The following is a 17,735-nucleotide window of genomic DNA, read 5'->3' on the forward strand; positions in this document are numbered from 1 at the left end:
GATCAGTTCCGCGACCGGCGTGCCGATGTCCCCGTGCCGCATCGCGGCGGCGACCTCGGGATGCCGGGGAGGGAGGGCCTCGCCGGTGAGCGCCGTCTCCGCGCGCAGCCGCTTGTCCAGCCGCACCCGCGCGAGGACCTCCCGCGTCGGCGCCTGGGTGAGTCGTTCGAGCAGCTCGATCCCGTTCCGGCATCCGTGCTGCGCGGACAGCCGCTCGTCGAGCATCCGGTCGGAGCGGGCGTCGATCTCCCCGGCGGTGCGGACCCGGACCCCGTCCGTGAGACGGCCGAGTTCCTCGGCGAGCGGCGCGAACGACACCGTCTCCGCGTCGCTCATCCCCGCGATCTGCGGCTGCACCGACCGCAGCACCTCGATCGCCGCCCGCATCGCCTCGTGCGGGGAGAGAGCTTCGAAGATCGGCTGCTCGGCCATGACCACAGTATAGTACGTACGTACGACCTTGGAAAGGGTGTGATGTGGTTGGGTTCGAAGATAAGTTCGACGGGTAGCGTGTGCGCATGCGCATCCTGATCATCGGCGGCACCGGCAACATCAGCTCCTACGTCACCGCGCTCGCGGTCGAGCGCGGGCACGACGTCACGGTGCTCAACCGGGGCCAGAGCGCGCTGCCCGACGGCGTGCGCGGGCTGGTCGGCGACGCGGGCGATCCGGAGTCCATCGAGAAGGCGATCGGCTCCGAGACCTTCGACGTGGTCGCGAACTTCCGCAGTTTCTCGCCGCAGCAGGTGGCCGACGACATCCGGATCTTCACCGGTCGCACCCGCCAGTACCTCTACATCTCGAGCGCGTCCGCGTATCAGAAGCCGATCGCTCGGCTGCCGATCGTCGAGTCCACGCCGCTGCGCAACCCGTTCTGGCAGTACTCGCGCGACAAGATCGCGAGCGAGGACCTGCTCGTCGCGGCGTATCGCCAGGCGGGCTTCCCGATGACGATCGTGCGACCGAGCCACACGTACGGGCCGTCGCTGATCCCGCTCGAGGGTGGGTGGACGGCGCTGCAGCGCATCCGCGACGGGCGCCCGATCGTCGTCCACGGCGACGGCACCAGCTGGTGGACGCTCACGCACTCGCGCGACTTCGCCCGCGCGTTCGTCGGCCTGTTCGGCAACCCGCACGCGATCGGCCAGGCCGTGCACATCACGAGCGACGAGAGCCTCACGTGGGACGAGATCGCGCGCCTCCTGGCGGCGCCGCTCGGCCGCGAGCCGGAGATCGTGCACGTCGCGTCGGACGCGATCGCGCGCGAGGTGCCGGCGATGGGGCCTGGTCTCATCGGCGACAAGGCGCACTCGGTGCTGTTCGACAACACGCTCATCAAGCAGCTCGTGCCCGGGTGGGTCGCGACGACGCCGTTCGCCGAGGGTGCGCGCGAGATCGTCGAGTGGTACCTCGCGGATGCCGCGCGGCAGAAGGTCGACGCGGACCTGGACGCCGCGTTCGACCGGATGATCGAGCGCTACGGGTCCTGACCGGCTGCGTCAGCGCGTGCCGAGCAGGAGCGCCTCGCGGGCGAGCTCGCGCGCGACCGGGCTCAGGACGCGCTTGGTCGCCGCGAGCGTGCGGACCTCGCCGAGCTCGGTCAGCACGGCGATCGGCATCGTCCAGGGCGTCGCGACGAGGTAGTCGCGCACGCTCGCGCCTTCGCTGTCGCGCCATCCGACCGCGCTCAGGGTGTCCGCGAGTTCCGCCCGGTCGATGGGCGCGCCGATCGTCGTGGCGGCGTGAAGCAGGGCCAGCAGCATCTCGTGCGCCGGGTAGCCGTCGTGCGGGTAGGCCGAGATGGCGCGCCGGATGACGCCCCAGAGCACCGTCGGATCGCTGTGGCAGCGCGTTCCGAGCTTGGTGCGCACGAGGTGTCCGCGATACTTGCGGATCAGCCCGAGGCTCTGCAGGCTCTGCCGGAACTCGTGCACGGGATGCGCGTCGGCCTCGCGGTTCACGCCGCGCACCCAGACCCGCATCGACGGGATGACGACGGCCGCCTGCTTCACCAGCGTGGGCGGCAGGAATCCGGCTGAGGTGAGCTTGATGCCGTCACCCGCGGTGTGGTCGAGGAACCAGAGGTATGGTGCGAGCGCCTCGAGTCGTTCGGCGTCGGACGGCGGGCGGCGCCGCACCAGGAGATCGGCGAGGCGCATCACCAGGCGGTGGCCGAGCTCGGTGCCGTAGAGGCGGTCGACCATGTCGACGAGCCGCCCGTCGACGCCCGCCGTGAGCAGCTGGAACATGAGGCTGTCGAAGGCCGCGTTCAGCGTGTCGGGATCGAACGCCTCGGGATCGTCGAGCAGCCGGGCGAGCGAGGCTCCGTCGGCGCGTCCGCCCGAGTCGTCCGGGGGAGCGGCGCGCCTGCCGTCGATCATCCGGATGGGCGGGTCGTCGCGGCGGGGCGCGCGTGTGCTCACGAGCGTGAGGGTGACGGCCCAGTGGTCGCCGTAGTCGTAGACGTAGTGCAGCTCGTCGTCGGGCGTGCCGAGCACCGTGTGCAGCGCGACGCGTCGCTCGGGGAAGGTGCTGTCGTCGTCGGTCTCGCTCTCCTCGTACTCGCCGACGAAGGAGACGAGGTCGTCGCCGAGGAGCGAGGAGTCGTAGGTGAAACGGTGAAGGTGGGTGCCGTTCCAGGCGAACGCGACCTGCAGCACCTCGTGGAGGATGTCGAGCGTCAGATCGGACCGGATCTCGAACTCGCGCCAGATGAGCGGATCGGAGCGGTCGAGCTCCGCGCGGATCGTCAGGATCCGGGTGTTCCGGGTCAGGGGAAGGGTCAGCGGCGTCGATTCCTCGACGCCGGAGATCACCTCGGCGAAGCGCTCGTCGAGGTCGTCGTCGGGCATGTGCCCATGCTAGGCGGGGCACCCGGCGGCGGCCGGGTTCTCCGTGCAGTCGCTCTGGACCAGCGCCGTGTGCACCTCGACGACGCGGATCTCGCGACTCGCGCCGGGCGCCGAGACGATGCCGTCGACGGGGCGGGTTCCGTACGGGCCGAAGTCGACGACCGCCGTGTACTGCGCGGTGATCGTCAGCGCGTAGGTGCCCTTCTGCGCGTAGGCGTGACTCGTCGCGGTGGGCGTGTACTCGGCCTGGCCGAGCGCCGACCAGGACGCGCCGCCGGTGCCCGACTCGGTCACCGTGCCGTCGCCCCAGTCCTGCCGGAACCCCGCCGGCGTGAAGGTGACCGCCACCGGCAGCCCGAACAGATCGCCCGCCACGGTGTGGGCTTCGCTGCCGGCGATGGAGTTCATCGGCATGTTCTTCGCCGCGATGCCGTCGGGCTCGGTCGAGACGGACGGCGACGTGGGAACGAAGCTGGCGATGTCGGCGAGGGTGATGACGGCCGGGATCTGCGGCTCCTCGGGCTCGTCCGGCGCCGGTTCGGGGTCGGGCGCAAAGGTGGCGCAGTCGCCGCCGACCACACCGCCGCTGGGGTCGAGGCACGTGATGGGGAAGTCGGACTCGTCGGGCGGGGGAGGCGGGGGTTGGGCGGGGCCCGGGGCGTAGTAGATCGGGTGTCGCGTGCCGGGACTCGCTTCGGGGGTTCGGTCACCCGGAGCTATGTCTAGGTGGGCCGCGAGCTCAGTGCTGGTTCCTGTGTTTCCCGCATCCACGCAACCGAACACGAACGATGACGCGTCACAACGTTCATTGTGAATCGGCATTGCCGTCAGTACACCGGCAAGCATCACGGCGATAGTGGCGGCCCCAATCCCTAACATGAGTGCGTCTCGTTGACGGTGGTGCTCACGATCGCAAGCCGTGAGCTGTCGACGGTCGCGATCTCGACGTCAAACGGGAGAACCTCCTCGCGTTCCGGGGTCACGTCGTTGCCTTCAGCGTCGAGGATCCGAGTTTGTGAGGAATCGAGACACGTGATCAGCGTGATGGCTGCGGAACCGGCGGTAAGCGTGGCGGTCTGAGGATCAACGGAGCGGACAATCAGCTCGCCATCGACCTTGAGATCAAGTTCGTCCATTTGAGCGAGGAGGTTCTGTTCATCCTGAAGCGGTACGCCGCTCAGGTAGTCCTCGGAGTCGTAGTCTCGGTCGCCGGCGTAGTACGCGTTCAGGTCCGCCACGTGTGCGCGATAAAGCTCCTCGGCCGCGGCAAACGCCTCATCCTCGCTCGCGAACCCCGTCGGTGTCGGCGTCGGCGCGGGTGTCGGGGTGCATCCGGTCAGCCCCGCAAGGACGAGCCCGGCGACGACGAGCGAGACACGACGCGACAGCATGCCCCCACGCTACGGATTCGTGGCGTCGGCTGTCGCGGTTATCCCCAGCCATGCCAGGATCCGGTCGGCTGCGGGATCCGGGTTCTTGATCATGGCCTCGTGCCCGACGCCGGGCACCTCGACCAGCGTGCCGCGAGGGAGCGCGCCCGCGACCTGCTCGCACCAGGCGTGCGGGGCGACCTCGTCGTCCTCGCCGCGCAGCACGAGCGCGTCGCCGGCGACCCGAGGGTATGCGAGCTCCGGCTTGTGGACGAGCATCGCGCGCATCTTGAGCCGCAGATTCGGCCCGGCACGCAGGTACTCACGCGCGCCGACGACGAAGACCTTCGGGCTCTCATCGAGCAGATCCCGGCCGAGCCGGGCGAGCTGGGTCCAGGCGTTCCGCTGGCCGATCTCGACCGTGGGACCGATCAGCACCAGTCGTGCGTCCAGGTCCGGATGGCGGGCGGCGACCTCGGTGATCACCTGCGTGCCCATGGAATGCCCGATCAGCACCGGCGCGGCGATCCCCTCGGCGCGCAGGAACGCGGCGATGATGTCCGCGAGTCGCTCGACCGTGGGTGTGCGAGGCGGCTCGGGTGCCTCGCCGTAGCCGGGGAGGTCGATCGCGATGACGCGGCCGTGTTCGGCGAGCCGCTCGGAGAGCCCGTTGAACACCGTGCGGCCCATGCCGATGCCGTGGACGAGCACGAACGTCGGCTCACCGGATCCGCGCGCCTCCCAGATCAGCGTCGCGCCCTCATGCGTGAAGGGGCGGGCGGGCTGGATCGTGGGATCGGAGGACATGCAACGAACGTAGTCGGCGGCACCTGTGGGGCCGGTGCGCTTGACGCGGGACACTGGCCTCATGAAGGGCGTCAAGAAGCGGTTCCTGCGGCTGCTCAACCGCACCCTCAACCCGCTCACACTCCGTGCGGCGAGGAGCGGACGTGGGCCGTTCTCGCTCGTGGAGCACGTCGGTCGCAAGTCGGGCCGGACCTTCGAGGCACCGTTGATCCTCGCCGAGGTCCCCGGTGGCTTCGTCGCCGAGCTGACCTACGGCGACGACGTCAACTGGTACCGCAACGTGGTCGCCGGCGGCGGGCGGATCCTCCACCGGGGGCGGTGGTACCGGATCACCGGCGTCGAGCCGTACGGCGTGGACGAGGGGTTGAGCGCGTACGGGGCGCCCGCGTCATGGGTGCTGCGGCTGTTGCGGCGGCGGGAGTTTCGGTTGCTGCGGGTGGAGGTTCAGTAGCCAAGTAGCTTCAAGGCCGGTGGTAGCCCGACGCTGAACGCGGCTGTCACGACGCCGGTGAGCGCTCCGAGGGCCCAAGCCAAGCGCGTGCGTTTCGCGCCCTTGACCTCCCGCCGCAAAGCTGCGAATCGCTCATAGTCGCCTGCAGTCAACTCGACTTGAACGCCCCACCTGCGTGGATCGACGATCGCCTGTCTCGCGGCACTCAGCTGATCGGACGAGAGCACGACGGGTCGTTTCGCCAACCATCGCGTCAGCTTCTCGGCGCGCAGCACGAAGACGTCAATCGGGGCCGCTTTGACGACCACCTCGCGTGCGCCGACAACCGCGACGATCGGGACGACTGGTGGAGCGCCAATGTCGGTCAGCACTTTTTTCACGCGCGATGCCTCGAACCGCGCGTTTCGAATGTGATCTGTCTTCTGACCGTTCACGAGCAGCCGACGGCTTCCCACCCAGACCCTCGCGCCCTCGTGGAACTTGCTGTTGATGGTGAAGACGCCAGCGGGCCCGACCACCAGGTGATCGATGTCGCTTCCGCGCGTCCCGATCGGGATCGAGTGCGCCACAGCCCAGTCCGGGCCGAGTGCGGCGAGGCGTCGCGCGACGTCCAGTTCGCCGAGCGCGCCGAGGTACCAGGGGCGAGAGTCGGCGCTTAGTGGGCTGCGGCCGATGACGCGTGCCAGGCGCTCACGCTTCGCGACGCTCGCCTGTGCACGGAGACATTCGGCGATAACCGATGCCGCAGGGGCGCTCAACAGCTCGTCGCGATCATGCCAAGGGGGCGTCCGGGGTCAGGACGCTAAACCCTGCCCCTGCCTGCATGGCAAGGGCGATACCGTTCGTCCGCACCAGGTCGGTGAGGCTGCCGGTCGGCGCGCCGGGCAGGAGGATCATGGGCTTCGCCTTGTAACCGTGCATCCGTGCAACGTGGGCATAGTCGAGCGATTGGCCGATCGCTGTGCGAACGTGCTCCCGCGCGACCGACCGCTTCGCTTCGACGATCCAGCTTCGGGAAGACACGTACAGATCAGGGGTGATGATCGTGCCGTCGACCGGCAGGCTGAGGACGCTCACGCGCTCGCCCTGCCGAGTAAGCCATTCGCCGAACGAACGTTGTAACTCGAACTCGCGTCGGGAGATGCGGCGGCCTGCAGCGAGTTCACGTGCTCCGGTGGCAACCACATCCGTGGAACTGGGGGCGGTCCACGCGGACTCGGTAGCGACAGCGCTGGACACGTCTGCAGTTGCGAGGAGCGTCGGATCGGCACTGACCGGAATCAGTTTGAAGATGATGCCCGTTCGCATGTTGCCGTTGCGATCAGGAATTTGTCGGAGCTCGTACGCGGGCGTCCCGGTGGCGAATTCCCCGACGTACGTCACATACCGCGGCTCCTGTCGGAAAAGGCGAATCTTTTGACCACGCTGGGCCGACTCTAGGAGGGCCTTGTTACCGCGGAGGAAGGTCTGATCGCCCTCCTGTCCCGCGCCCGTATATGTGTAGCTGCCGTCCGGCATGAGGCGCTCGTATAGGTCGTACCCATGCCGCGCGCCGCGCTCGGGATCGGTAAAGACGAAGAGGTCTGGGAACCGACTGGATGCGATGATCCCGCCTTGAATCGAGCCGCCGTACGCATCATGAAGCTCGCGGCGCAGAACGCGATCACCCGGGACGAGGTGCCAGTGAATCGGGCGGGTAGCGCCTTCGCGTCGTAGTTCTGGGGCGACCGCCTCTGCCTCCGACTCAGTGAGATCGCGGACGTGAAGGCGCTCCCAGAGCTCGTGTTTCCCGAGATTTGTTCGCAGCGCGAGTTGTGCGAGGGAAACCGGAGGCATGGGCACAACCTATCGTGCGCGAATGGTCTGTGTCGACGCTAGATATTGCGTCTGGTAAGGGCGGTCACTGCTGGAATATCCGCGGGTGCCCAGTCAAGGGAATGTAGCTCGCTAGGGCGAAGCCAGGTCACCTCGGAGTGCTCCGTGGGAACGGGGTCGCCGGCAACGATTGAACACATGTACGTATGCAGGGTGATTCGAGCAAACGGATACGAATGCGTGTGGGAGTTGACATTCGCATCGACGCTGATCTCGCAACCAAGCTCCTCGCGGATCTCGCGCACGAGAGCGTCGTGCGGGAGCTCGTTCGGTTCGATCTTTCCGCCGGGGAACTCCCAGAGGCCGGCGAGCGGGCCGCCCGGCCCACGACGCGCACAGAGAATCGCGCCGTCTCGAACGATGGCGGCGCCCACGACGTCGAGCTCCCTCATCGCCCACCTCCGTTCGCAGCCAGCCTAAGTGAGCCCTCCGTCCGAGCAACCCGCGCCCCGCCTCCCGGCCAATGTCCCACCCCGTCCTTACCGTGGAGGCATGCGGATCCTGCACACCTCGGACTGGCACATCGGGCGGTCGTTCCACGGCCACCAGACGCTCGATGCGCTGCGCGGTGTGCTCGCGACGCTGACCGAGCAGGTGCGGGAGCACCAGGTCGACGTCGTGGTGATCGCGGGCGACGTGTTCGACTCCGCGACGCCGGCGGCCGCGTGCTACATGCTGCTGACCGATGTGCTGCGCGAGCTCAGCGCGACGGGCGCTCAGATCGTCGTCACGAGCGGTAACCACGACAACGCCGCGCGCCTCGGATTCCTCGCGCCGCTGCTGCGCGACGGCATCCACGTCGTCACCGACCCCGCGAGCGTCGGCACGCCCGTGACGCTGAGCGACGCTCACGGTCCCGTGCACTTCTACGGCATCCCGTACCTCGAGCCGATCGTCGTGCGCAGCATCTGGCCGGGCGCCGCGCTGCGCACGCAGGAGCAGGCCATCACCCACGCGATGGGGCTCGTCGAGGCGGACCGCGCCGAGCGCGGCGGGCGGTCGGTCGTCGTGTCCCACTGCTTCGCCGCGGGCGTCGAGCCGTCGCACGGCGTGGAGCGCGAGATCCGGCAGGGATCGCTCGACGTCGTGCCGCTGTCGGCGTTCGACGGGCCTGACTACATCGCCCTCGGCCACATCCACGGCCGCTCGCGCCTGTCCGAGCACATCCGGTACAGCGGCGCCCCGCTGCACTACAGCTTCAGCGAGGCAGACAAGCCGCGCGGCTCGTGGCTCGTCGACCTCGACGCCGACGGGCTCGCGAACGTCGAGTGGCTCGAGCTTCCGGTTCCGCGGCCGCTCGTCACCCTGCGCGGCACGCTCGAGGAGCTGCTCACCGACGCCGCCCACGACGCGCACGTCGACGCGTGGGTGTGCGCCGAACTGACCGACGCGACGCCGCAGCCCGAGCCCATGCGCCGCCTGCAGCAGCGCTTCCCGTACTGTGCCACCATCCAGCCCGACCCGCAGAACCGCGCGGCCGACGACGGGCTCAGCTACCGTTCGCGCGTGCAGCAGACGACCAGCGACCCCGAGCTGATCGACACGTTCCTCACCCTCGTGCGCGAGGGCGAGGGCGCGACCGACGACGAGCGTGAGCTCATCGCCGACGTGGTCGCCGGCCGCACGCTCGCCGAGGTGTCGGCATGAGGATCCACCGCGTCGAGATCGAGGGCTTCGGCCCGTTCCGCTCGCGGCAGACCATCGACCTCGACGCCTACGCCGCCGACGGCATCTTCCTCATCTCGGGCCGCACCGGCGCCGGAAAGTCGAGCATCCTCGACGCCATCTGCTTCGCGCTCTACGGCTCCGCGCCCCGCTACGAGGACGGCGAGAAGCGCCTCCGCAGCGACCACGCCGACCCCGAGGACCCCACCGAGGTCGCCCTCGAGTTCACCACCAGCGGGCGCACCTGGCGCATCGAACGCAGCCCCGAGTTCCAGCGCCCCAAGAAGCGCGGCGACGGCCTCACGCCGCAGAAGGCCGAAGCCCGCATGTTCGAGCGGGTCGACGGCGAATGGATCGGACGCGCCGCGCGCCCCGTGGACGTCGCCACGCTCGTCGACGAGGTCATTGGGCTCACGCAGCAGCAGTTCCTGCAGGTCATCCTGCTCGCGCAGGGCCGCTTCGCCCGCTTCCTGCTCGCCAAGAACGACGAGCGGCAGGCCCTGTTGCGCACCCTGTTCGGCACCAAGCGGTTCGAGGAGTACGAGAAGGCCCTCGACGAGCGCCGCAAGGAGGCCGTCGCGCAGGTCGAGAGCCGCAGCCACGCGCTCACGGCCCAGCTGGGCGAAGCGGAGCGCGTCGCAGAGGGCCTCGTCGACCCCGTCGACGGCGAGCCGCCCCTCGAGGAGCGGATCGAGCGGATCGGCCGCGCCGCCCTGCGGGCACGTCACCTCGCCGAGAGCGTCGACGCCGCCGAGCGCGAGACCGCCCAGGCGCTCGCCGCGGCCGAGAGCCTCCACACCGAGCGCGCCTCGCAGCGCGAGAAGCAGCAGCGCCGCGACGCCGCCCGCGCCACGCTCGCGACCCTCGAGGAGCGCGCGGACGAGATCTCCGGCCTCCGCGCAGAGCGCGACGCCGCCCTGCGGGCCGAGCCCGTGCGCGGGGCGAAGGACGCGGCGACCCGCGCGCTCGCCGCCGTGAACGCCGCGGCCGCGCGGCTGGACAGCGCTGCCGCGGCATGGGACGACGCCGAGCGTCCCGAGATCGACGACGACCCGACGGCGCTCGACGCGTTCGTCGCCGAGGCCCAGCAGCGCATCGGCGCGTGGCGCCCGCTCGGCGACATCGAGGCGCGGCTCGACGCCGACGCGGCGGCGCTCGAGGCCCTGCGTGCGGACGCCGACGCCACCGCGGTGCGCGCCGCCGAGCTCGAGGAGCGGGCGAAGGCCCTGCCCCAGGAGCAGAAGCGCGTGCAGGATGCGCTCGACGCCGCGACCGGCCTCGCGGCCACGGCGGAGTCGCTGCGCGCCGCCGTCGCGCAGCTCGAGGCCCAGCTCGCGGCCGCGCGCTCGATCCCGGCCCTCGCCGAGGTGCAGCGGCAGGCGTTCGAGGCGCTGCAGCAGGCGAAGCGGCGCAAGGACGAGGCCGAGGCGCGCCTCGCCGACCTGCAGCGCCGCCGCTTCGCGGGCATGGCCGGCGAGCTCGCGGCCGAACTGGTCGACGGCGAGGCCTGCGCCGTGTGCGGCTCGACCGAGCACCCCGCGCCCGCGACCCGCGGGGACGACGCCGTGTCGGTCGACGACATCGAGGTCGCGGACGCCGCGCGGGTCGCCGCGACCGCCGCGTACGAGGCCGCGAACACCGCCCTGGCCGCCGCCGATCGCGCGCACGCCGACGCGCAGAAGGACGCCGGCGGCCGCGCGGCCGAGGAGCTCGAGGCCGAGCTGGCGACCAAGCGCGAGGAGCTCACCGCGGCCGAAGCCGCCGCGACGGAGAAGGACGCGCTGGCAGCCGACCGGGCGGCGCTCGAGGCCGAGGCGCGTGAGCACAGTGCACGCTCCGAGGCGTTGGTCGCGGAGCGCACGCAGCTCGAGGCGCGCATCGTCGCCGCCATCGAGACCCTCGAACGGAACCGCGGCGCCGTCGCGGAGGCTCGGGGCGCGGCCGACTCCGTCGGCGCGCGCATCCGGTCCGAGGAGCGGCTCGTCGCCCTCGCCGCCGCCTACGCGGCGGCGCAGCGCGAGGCCGCGCGCGCCGAGACCGCCGCGGCCGAGGCCGCCGAGCTGCTGCAGGCGGCCGTCGACGAGGCCGGGTTCGCCGCGCCGGCCGACGCGCTCGCCGCCCTGCGCGACGCCGCCGCGCGCGAGGCCCTCGACGCCCGCGTGCGCGAGCACGAGACCGCGCTCGCGAGCACCAAGGCCACGCTCATGGACCTCGAGCTCGAGGTGCTGCCCGACGAGCCCGTCGACACCGCCGCCAGCGCCGAGGCGGTCGCCACGGCCAAGGCCGCGTGGTCGGACGCGGTCAAGGCGCACACCGAGGCCGCGCAGCGCGCCCGCACGCTCGAGGACGCGGTCGAGCGCGTCGCCATCCTGCACGCCCAGATCGCCGACCTCGCGGCCGAGGCCGCGCGCATCCGGCGCCTGGCCGACACGGTCGCGGGCCGCGCGCACAACAGCAAGCGCATGAAGCTCGAGACGTTCGTGCTCGCCGCCGAGCTCGAGGAGATCGTCGCGGCCGCGAACATCCGGCTCGGCGAGATGTCGGGGGAGCGGTATCGCCTGCAGCACACCGACGCCCTCGCGGCCCGCGGGGCCGCGTCGGGCCTCGGCCTCGAGGTCATGGACCGCTACACCGGCCGGGCCCGCCCGCCGCACTCGCTCTCGGGCGGCGAGACCTTCCTCGCCTCGCTGGCGCTCGCGCTCGGGCTCGCCGAGGTCGTCACCAGCAGGGCCGGCGGCATCCGGCTCGACACGCTGTTCATCGACGAGGGCTTCGGGTCGCTCGACGCCGAGACCCTCGACACGGCCATGGCCACGCTCGACGAGCTGCGCCAGGGCGGGCGGACAGTCGGCATCATCAGCCACGTCGAGGCCATGAAGGAGCAGATCCCCGCGCAGCTGCGCGTCGAGCAGACGCCGCAGGGCTGGAGCCGGGTCGTCCAGGACATCGCGGTGGGAGCGGCATGAACAAGCGGAAGGCCGTCGGAGCGGTGCTGCTCGGCGTCGCGGGACTCCTCTATGGCGTCTCTCCGATCGATCTCATCCCGGATGTGCTGGCGCCGCTGGGGCTCGGCGACGACGCCGTCGCGATCGTCGGCGCGGCGATCGGCGCCTGGCGGCTGTGGTCGAGCGCGAAGCGGAAGCCGACCGACCGGGGGTGAGGCGGGGCGGTGGGGTGTGAGTCGCGGGAGGCTTCGAAGGTTTCGACTCGCTTCGCTCGCTCAACCCGTTTCGTCTCCGCTCGCTGGCGCTCGCTCCGCTCAACGACCGGGGAGGCCGCGCTCGCTCCGCTCAACGACCGGAGGAGCTCGCTCAACCAGCAACAAAGCGGAAACGTGGCGGAACTAGGGTGGGGAGCATGAAGGTCAGCTCGATCTGGACGATCCTCGGCGTGCTCGTCGCGGTGGTCATCGCGTGGTTCACCGTCGAACTGATGTTCCGGCTCATGTACTGGATGGCGAAGCTCGGCGCGGTCGTCGTCGTGGCGATCATCGTCTTCTTCATCCTCAACTGGATCTTCAGCCGCGGAGGCGACGACTGATGGACTTCCCGCCCCTCGCGACCCGGTTCACGATCGAGCTGCCGGAGTGGATCCGCGACGAGCTCGCCGACGTGCCCGACGTCATCCCGAGCCGGGACGAGCGGATGGCGCTCGTCAACCGGCTCGCCGACCGCAACTGGCGCGAGGGCAACGGCGGTCCGTTCGCCGCGATGGTCGCCGAGACCGCGACCGGCCGGATCGTGTCGGTCGGCGTCAACGTCGTACTCAAGACCAACATCTCCTCGGGCCACGCCGAGGTGACCGCGCTCGGGCTCGCGCAGGCCCGCCTCGGCGCGTGGGACCTCGGTGGCGAGGGCCAGGCCGAGCACGAGCTGCTGGTCAACTGGCGCCCCTGTGTGCAGTGCTACGGCGCCGCGATGTGGTCCGGGATCCGCACGCTGATCATCGCCGGTTCCGGCCCCGAGTGCGAGGACCTCACCACGTTTGACGAGGGCCCGATGATCGCGGACTGGGCCGGGGCGTTCGAGGCGCGCGGCATCCGCGTCGTCCAGGACCTGCGTCGCGACGAGGCGGTCGACGTCTTCCGGGCCTACCGCGAGGCCGTCGACGGCGGCGGCGTCACGGTCTACAACGCCCGCAACGGCGCCGCCTGACAGCCCCTTCCGGATCCGCTTCCGCCCGACTTACAGTGGGGCATGGAGAACACGACCGGAACCATCGTCGCCGTCGTCGGATCCGCGTCCGACGAGGTCCTGGCCAGCCTCGAGGGCATCGAGGGGGTCGAGACCCTGTCGCTGCGCGACTCCGACCCGGCGCTCGCCACCCATCGCATCGCCGCCGCATCGCGGCCGTGGGTCGTGCACGACGCCGACCCGCTGGAGCACGTCGCCGCGGCGTGGGTCGAGCTGTTCGAGGAGCGAGCCACGCTCGGGACGCTCGAGCTCGAGGTGCAGCAGGCGCTCGAGCACTTCGCGGGCGGGACCGCGCTCATGCCGGACTACTACATCGTGCTCGAGCCCGAGGAGGCGCCCGACACCTGGCGGCACTGGTGGTGCGGGGCGCTCGGCTACCGCGCGCCGCGCCGCGTGCTGCCGGTGCACGCGCCGGAGTCGTCGCTCGACGGGGCCATCCGGAACCTGCTGCGGGCCCTGCCGTCGTCGCGTCTCTGGCCCGAGCCCGAGACCTGGCTGCCGGGGCTCGCGTTCGAGATCCCGGACCGGATCGGCCTGCGGGACCGCGTCGACGAGGGCTGAACGGGGAGGCTCAGCGGGTTTCGACTCGCTTCGCTCGCTCAACCAGCACGATGTTGGAGCGCTTCACTCGCTCAACCAGCACGAGGTTGGAGCTCGATCAACCGGCACGAAGCGGATCAGCGCGACGACAGCGTCACCGGATCCACGATCACCCTGCGGCGGTCGCGGATCCACACCACGCCGTGCTCGCGCCGCTCCTCGCGCGTCGCGAACCGGTAGCGGTACGACACCACGCGCACCCAGCGGGGGCGCGCCCCCTCGAACGGGTCCCGGCGCAGCAGCCTGAGCAGCTGCGGGTCGGCCTGCAGCAGCTTGACCAGCAGCGCCTGGAACCAGTCGTCGAGGTGCCGCCCGAGCGGCAGGAACCACATCAGCCAGTCCAGGCGCAGGTGATACGGCGCGTACTGGCGAGGGATGCGGCGCTGGTCGCCCGGCTTGCCCTTGAACTCGTACTCGCGCCAGCTCGCGCGGATCGGGTCGTCGTCGAGCGTGCCCTGGACGATCCACTCGATGCGCCGCTTGGTCACCGTGCCGAACGCGCCGTACGCGTTCGCCAGGTTCCAGCGGTTGAAGCTGGCGTTCATCAGCTGATTGCGCGCGAACAGGTTGCGTGCCGGCCACCAGCTCAGCACCGCGTAGAGCGCGGTCACGGCGAGCGTGATCACGAGCCAGTACAGCGGGAGGTCATCGCTCGGCGCCCGCAGGGCCGGCACCGCGATCGCGGACGCACCGAGCACCACGGTCGACCAGTTCAGCCACGCGAAGTTGCCCGTCACGATCAGCCAGAGCTGCGTGGCGATCACGATCACGGCCGCGACCGTGCCGATCAGCTGCGGTATGTCATCCGGCAGCCACAGACCCAGGATGGGCGCGAACAGGAACCACGGCACGACCAGCTGCGCGAAGTGGTTGCCGACGACCTCGCCCTTGTGGAACCAGCGCGGCAGCAGGTGCGCCTGGCGGCTGAGCGGGCCGGGCATGGGCTGGGTCTCGTGGTGATAGGTCAGCGCGGTGAGGTCGCGCCACTCCTTGCCGCCGCGGATCTTGATCATGCCGGCGCCGAACTCGAGGCGGAACAGCAGCCACCAGAACAGCACGATGATGTGGGTGGCGGGCGGCTGATCCTGCGAGCCGAGGAACGCTGCGAGGAACCCCGCCTCGAGCAGCAGCATCTCCCACCCGAAGCCGTAGAACGTCTGGCCGAGCGACACGACCGACATGTATCCGAACCACAGCGCGAGGAAGCACAGCATCGGCACCCACGGCGGCGCGAGCTGCGGCACACCCGCGATGAGCAGCGCGGCGACGACCATCCCGCCGATCGCGAGGGCGCGCAGGCGCCGGTCGGTGTACCGGACCCAGCGGAACAGCGTCGGGCGCAGCATCTTGGCGCGCCGCTCGGATGAGCGCGCCCACTCGAGCAGGCCCGGCGACGGCAGCAGGCCGCGCTCGCCGAGCAGCGCGGGGAACTGGTTGAACGTCGACAGGAACGCGATCAGGTACAGCGCGGCGATGCCCCGCTGCAGCACCTCTCGCGCGAACCAGAAGTCGACCGCCGCGAACCCGTCCACGCCGCCAGGCTAGGGCGCGGGCCGGGGGATGTCGCGGGGGTTGACGCGGCGGCGGGGCTTCCCCTGGTGCTCGTTGAGCGGAGGGCGCTCCAGCGCCCGGAGTCGAAACGGAGGAAACCGCTGGTGGGGTCGGATGCAGTGGGCGGCTTCGGGCGTTTCGACTCGCTTCGCTCGCTCAACGACCACGGAGCGCGACGCCCGCGGGGTCAGTCGACGAGGTGGGGGAGCGCGGCCTTCAGCTCCGCGAGCCACGCGCGGGCGTTGCCGTCCGAGGGGGCGCGCCAGTCGCCGCGCGGCGAGAGCGAGCCCGACGGCGCGACCTTCGGTCCGTTCGGGATCGCGGAGCGCTTGAACTGCGAGAAGCCGAAGAAGCGCTTCAGGAACACCTGCTCCCACTTCACGATCGTCTCGAGGTCGTACGCGTAGCGATCCTCGGCGGGGAAGCCGGGAGGCCAGGCGCCGGCATCCGGATCCGACCACGCATGCATCGCGAGGAATGCGATCTTCGAGGGCCGGTAGCCGAAGCGCAGGATGTGGTGGAGCGTGAAGTCGTGCAGCGCGTACGGGCCGATCGTGCTCTCGGTCGACTGGACCTGGCCGTCCTGCCCCGCGGGCACGAGCTCGGGGCTGATCTCGGTGTCCAGCACCGACTGCAGCACCTCGGCCTCGTGCTCCGAGACGCCCTGCTCGTCGCCGTGCGCGATGACCCAGCGGATCAGGTGCTGGATCAGCGTCTTGGGAACGCCCACGTTGACCGCGTAGTGGCTCATGTGGTCGCCGACGCCGTACGTGGCCCAGCCGAGCGACAGCTCCGACAGGTCGGACGTGCCCACCACGATGCCGCCGTGGTGGTTCGCGAGGCGGAACAGGTAGTCGGTGCGCAGGCCCGCCTGGACGTTCTCGAACGTGACGTCGTAGACCGGCTCGCCCTTCGCGAAGGGGTGGCCCATCTGGCCGAGCATCTCGGTCGCGGCCGGGCGGATGTCGATCGTCTCGATCGAGGCGCCCACCGACTCGGCGAGCTTGATCGCGTTCGACTTGGTGTGGTCGCTCGTCGCGAAGCCCGGCATCGTGTACGCCAGGATGTCGCTGCGCGGCCGCCCCATCCGATCCATCGCGCGCGCGATCACGAGCAGCGCGTGCGTCGAGTCGAGGCCGCCGCTCACGCCGATCACGGGCTTGGGGTCGCCGATCGCGCGCATGCGCTGCATCAGGCCCGCGACCTGGATGTTGAAGGCCTCGTAGCAGTCCTGCGCGAGGCGGGCGGGGTCGTCCGGCACGAACGGGAAGCGGTCGAGGTGGCGCTTCAGCCCCACGTCGCCGGTCGGCGGGTTCAGCGCGAACCGGATCGTGCGGAAGTCGGGCTCGCCCTCGGTCGCGGCGAACACGGTGCGGCGGTTGTCGTCGAACGTGCCCTGGCGCAGGCGGTCCTGGCGCAGGCGGTCGAGGTCGACGTCCGCGATCGAGTGGCGCGGCCCGTCGGGGAAGCGCTCGGTCTCGGCCAGCAGGTTGCCGCCCTCGTAGATCATGGTCTGGCCGTCCCACGACACGTCGTTGGTCGACTCGCCCATGCCCGCCGCGGCATACGCGTACGCGGCCAGGCAGCGCAGCGACTGCGACTTGCAGAGGTCCTTGCGGTCCTCGGCGCGTGCGATCGTGATCGGGCTGCCCGAGAGGTTCAGCAGCACGGTGGCGCCGGCCAGCGCCGCGGTCGACGACGGCGGGATCGGCACCCACACGTCCTCGCACACCTCGGCGTGGATGGTCAGGCCCGGCACGTCCTCGGCCTCGAACAGCAGGTCGGGCCCGAAGGGCGCCTCGGTGCCGGCGACGGCGATCGTGCCGCGCTGGTCGTCGCCCGGCGCGTACCACCGCCGCTCGTAGAACTCGCGGTAGGTGGGCAGGTACGACTTCGGCGCGACGCCGAGGACCTTCCCGCGGTGGATGATCACCGCGCAGTTGAAGATGCGGCTGCCGCGCGCGAGCGGAGCGCCCACCACCAGCACCGGCATCAGGTCGGCCGACTCGGCCGCGATCCGCGCGATGGCGGCGTCGACCGCGTCGAGCAGCGCATCCTGCATCACCAGGTCGTCGATCGCATACCCCGACAGGCACAGCTCGGGGAACACCGCGACCGCGACCGCCTCGTCGTGGCACTCGCGCGCCGACGCGAGCACATGATCCGCGTTCGTCGCCGGATCCGCGATCGCGAGGGGGATCGTGCACGCCGCGATGCGCGCGAACCCGTGCCGGTACGCGCTGGCGAAGTCGAAGTCGGTCACGCGTCCAGTCTGGCACGCGGGGTCGGAGGGGGTTCGTGCCGCGAGAGGCACGGGCCGTTTCGACTCCCTCGCTGGCGCTCGGTCGCTCAACGAGCAAGGGGTGGCGCA

18 protein-coding genes are annotated in these 17,735 nt (G+C 70.7%); 8 read left to right on the plus strand and 10 right to left on the minus strand.

Translation table 11 applies throughout. The features are described 5' to 3' along the window. Positions 1 to 432, minus strand: a 432-nt coding sequence (locus tag B5M43_RS04225; RefSeq protein ID WP_230667662.1) for a hypothetical protein, incomplete at its 3' end; no start/stop codon positions are given. Positions 433 to 518: 86 nt separating this feature from the next. On the opposite strand from B5M43_RS04225, the gene B5M43_RS04230 reads away from it, so the two are divergent. Next, positions 519 to 1,490 (plus strand): SDR family oxidoreductase, encoded by a 972-nt coding sequence (locus tag B5M43_RS04230; protein WP_134745801.1) that lies wholly within the window; start codon positions 519 to 521, stop codon positions 1,488 to 1,490. A 9-nt stretch (positions 1,491 to 1,499) separates the two neighbouring features. On the opposite strand, the gene B5M43_RS04235 is transcribed toward B5M43_RS04230, so the two are convergent. The 4 genes from B5M43_RS04235 to B5M43_RS04250 all read right to left on the minus strand — a co-directional run bounded on the left by B5M43_RS04235 (position 1,500) and on the right by B5M43_RS04250 (position 5,029). Further along, the gene (locus tag B5M43_RS04235; protein WP_134745802.1) at positions 1,500 to 2,852 is read right to left on the minus strand and encodes a plasmid pRiA4b ORF-3 family protein; all 1,353 of its coding nucleotides are present in this window, start codon (positions 2,850 to 2,852) and stop codon (positions 1,500 to 1,502) included. Positions 2,853 to 2,861: 9 nt separating this feature from the next. Continuing rightward, positions 2,862 to 3,431, minus strand: coding sequence for a hypothetical protein (locus tag B5M43_RS04240; protein WP_134745803.1), 570 nt, complete (start codon positions 3,429 to 3,431; stop codon positions 2,862 to 2,864). 293 nt (positions 3,432 to 3,724) lie between these two features. After that, positions 3,725 to 4,243 (minus strand): hypothetical protein, encoded by a 519-nt coding sequence (locus B5M43_RS04245; RefSeq protein WP_134745804.1) that lies wholly within the window; start codon positions 4,241 to 4,243, stop codon positions 3,725 to 3,727. Between the two features lie 9 nt (positions 4,244 to 4,252). Then, positions 4,253 to 5,029: an alpha/beta fold hydrolase gene (locus tag B5M43_RS04250; protein WP_134745805.1), complete on the minus strand. Its 777-nt coding sequence runs from the start codon at positions 5,027 to 5,029 to the stop codon at positions 4,253 to 4,255. 61 nt (positions 5,030 to 5,090) lie between these two features. On the opposite strand from B5M43_RS04250, the gene B5M43_RS04255 reads away from it, so the two are divergent. After that, positions 5,091 to 5,480 (plus strand): nitroreductase family deazaflavin-dependent oxidoreductase, encoded by a 390-nt coding sequence (locus B5M43_RS04255; RefSeq protein ID WP_134745806.1) that lies wholly within the window; start codon positions 5,091 to 5,093, stop codon positions 5,478 to 5,480. Here B5M43_RS04255 and B5M43_RS04260 read toward each other — a convergent pair. From B5M43_RS04260 to B5M43_RS04270, 3 genes are read right to left on the minus strand one after another with little or no spacing between them, the layout of a single operon-like run. Next, positions 5,474 to 6,238: a nuclease-related domain-containing protein gene (locus B5M43_RS04260; RefSeq protein ID WP_167626779.1), complete on the minus strand. Its 765-nt coding sequence runs from the start codon at positions 6,236 to 6,238 to the stop codon at positions 5,474 to 5,476. The two genes, B5M43_RS04255 and B5M43_RS04260, sit on opposite strands and share 7 nt — an antisense overlap. A 13-nt stretch (positions 6,239 to 6,251) precedes the next feature. After that, positions 6,252 to 7,316, minus strand: coding sequence for a hypothetical protein (locus B5M43_RS04265; RefSeq protein ID WP_134745808.1), 1,065 nt, complete (start codon positions 7,314 to 7,316; stop codon positions 6,252 to 6,254). Positions 7,317 to 7,354: 38 nt separating this feature from the next. After that, on the minus strand, positions 7,355 to 7,747 hold the full coding sequence (locus B5M43_RS04270; RefSeq protein ID WP_134745809.1) for a (deoxy)nucleoside triphosphate pyrophosphohydrolase: 393 nt from the start codon (positions 7,745 to 7,747) through the stop codon (positions 7,355 to 7,357). Between the two features lie 100 nt (positions 7,748 to 7,847). Between B5M43_RS04270 and B5M43_RS04275 the strand changes: the two genes are divergently transcribed. The 6 genes from B5M43_RS04275 (at position 7,848) to B5M43_RS04300 (ending at position 13,774) form a co-directional block, all read left to right on the plus strand. Continuing rightward, positions 7,848 to 9,002 (plus strand): exonuclease SbcCD subunit D, encoded by a 1,155-nt coding sequence (locus B5M43_RS04275; RefSeq protein WP_134745810.1) that lies wholly within the window; start codon positions 7,848 to 7,850, stop codon positions 9,000 to 9,002. Next, positions 8,999 to 11,986, plus strand: coding sequence for an AAA family ATPase (locus tag B5M43_RS04280; protein WP_134745811.1), 2,988 nt, complete (start codon positions 8,999 to 9,001; stop codon positions 11,984 to 11,986). The genes B5M43_RS04275 and B5M43_RS04280 overlap by 4 nt, the downstream gene beginning before the upstream one ends. Next, on the plus strand, positions 11,983 to 12,180 hold the full coding sequence (locus B5M43_RS04285; protein WP_055992896.1) for a YkvA family protein: 198 nt from the start codon (positions 11,983 to 11,985) through the stop codon (positions 12,178 to 12,180). The genes B5M43_RS04280 and B5M43_RS04285 overlap by 4 nt, the downstream gene beginning before the upstream one ends. A gap of 197 nt (positions 12,181 to 12,377) precedes the next feature. Next, positions 12,378 to 12,560 (plus strand): hypothetical protein, encoded by a 183-nt coding sequence (locus B5M43_RS04290; RefSeq protein WP_134745812.1) that lies wholly within the window; start codon positions 12,378 to 12,380, stop codon positions 12,558 to 12,560. Continuing rightward, entirely contained in the window at positions 12,560 to 13,174 is a 615-nt protein-coding gene (locus tag B5M43_RS04295; protein WP_055992902.1) for a nucleoside deaminase, read from the plus strand. Before B5M43_RS04290 ends, B5M43_RS04295 begins: the two co-directional genes overlap by 1 nt. Before the next feature lie 42 nt (positions 13,175 to 13,216). Further along, a complete protein-coding gene (locus B5M43_RS04300; protein WP_055992905.1) occupies positions 13,217 to 13,774 on the plus strand; it encodes a hypothetical protein in 558 nt (185 codons plus the stop codon). Positions 13,775 to 13,890: 116 nt separating this feature from the next. On the opposite strand, the gene B5M43_RS04305 is transcribed toward B5M43_RS04300, so the two are convergent. Together B5M43_RS04305 and B5M43_RS04310 are read right to left on the minus strand one after the other, a co-directional pair. Then, a complete protein-coding gene (locus tag B5M43_RS04305) occupies positions 13,891 to 15,345 on the minus strand; it encodes a lipase maturation factor family protein (protein WP_134745813.1) in 1,455 nt (484 codons plus the stop codon). Between the two features lie 206 nt (positions 15,346 to 15,551). Beyond that, positions 15,552 to 17,627, minus strand: a complete 2,076-nt coding sequence (locus tag B5M43_RS04310) for an NAD(+) synthase (RefSeq protein WP_134745814.1) — start codon at positions 17,625 to 17,627, stop codon at positions 15,552 to 15,554. Between the last annotated feature and the right edge of the window lie 108 nt (positions 17,628 to 17,735).

The organism is Microbacterium sp. MEC084 (assembly GCF_004514465.2).
Classification (GTDB): Bacteria; Actinomycetota; Actinomycetes; order Actinomycetales; family Microbacteriaceae; genus Microbacterium.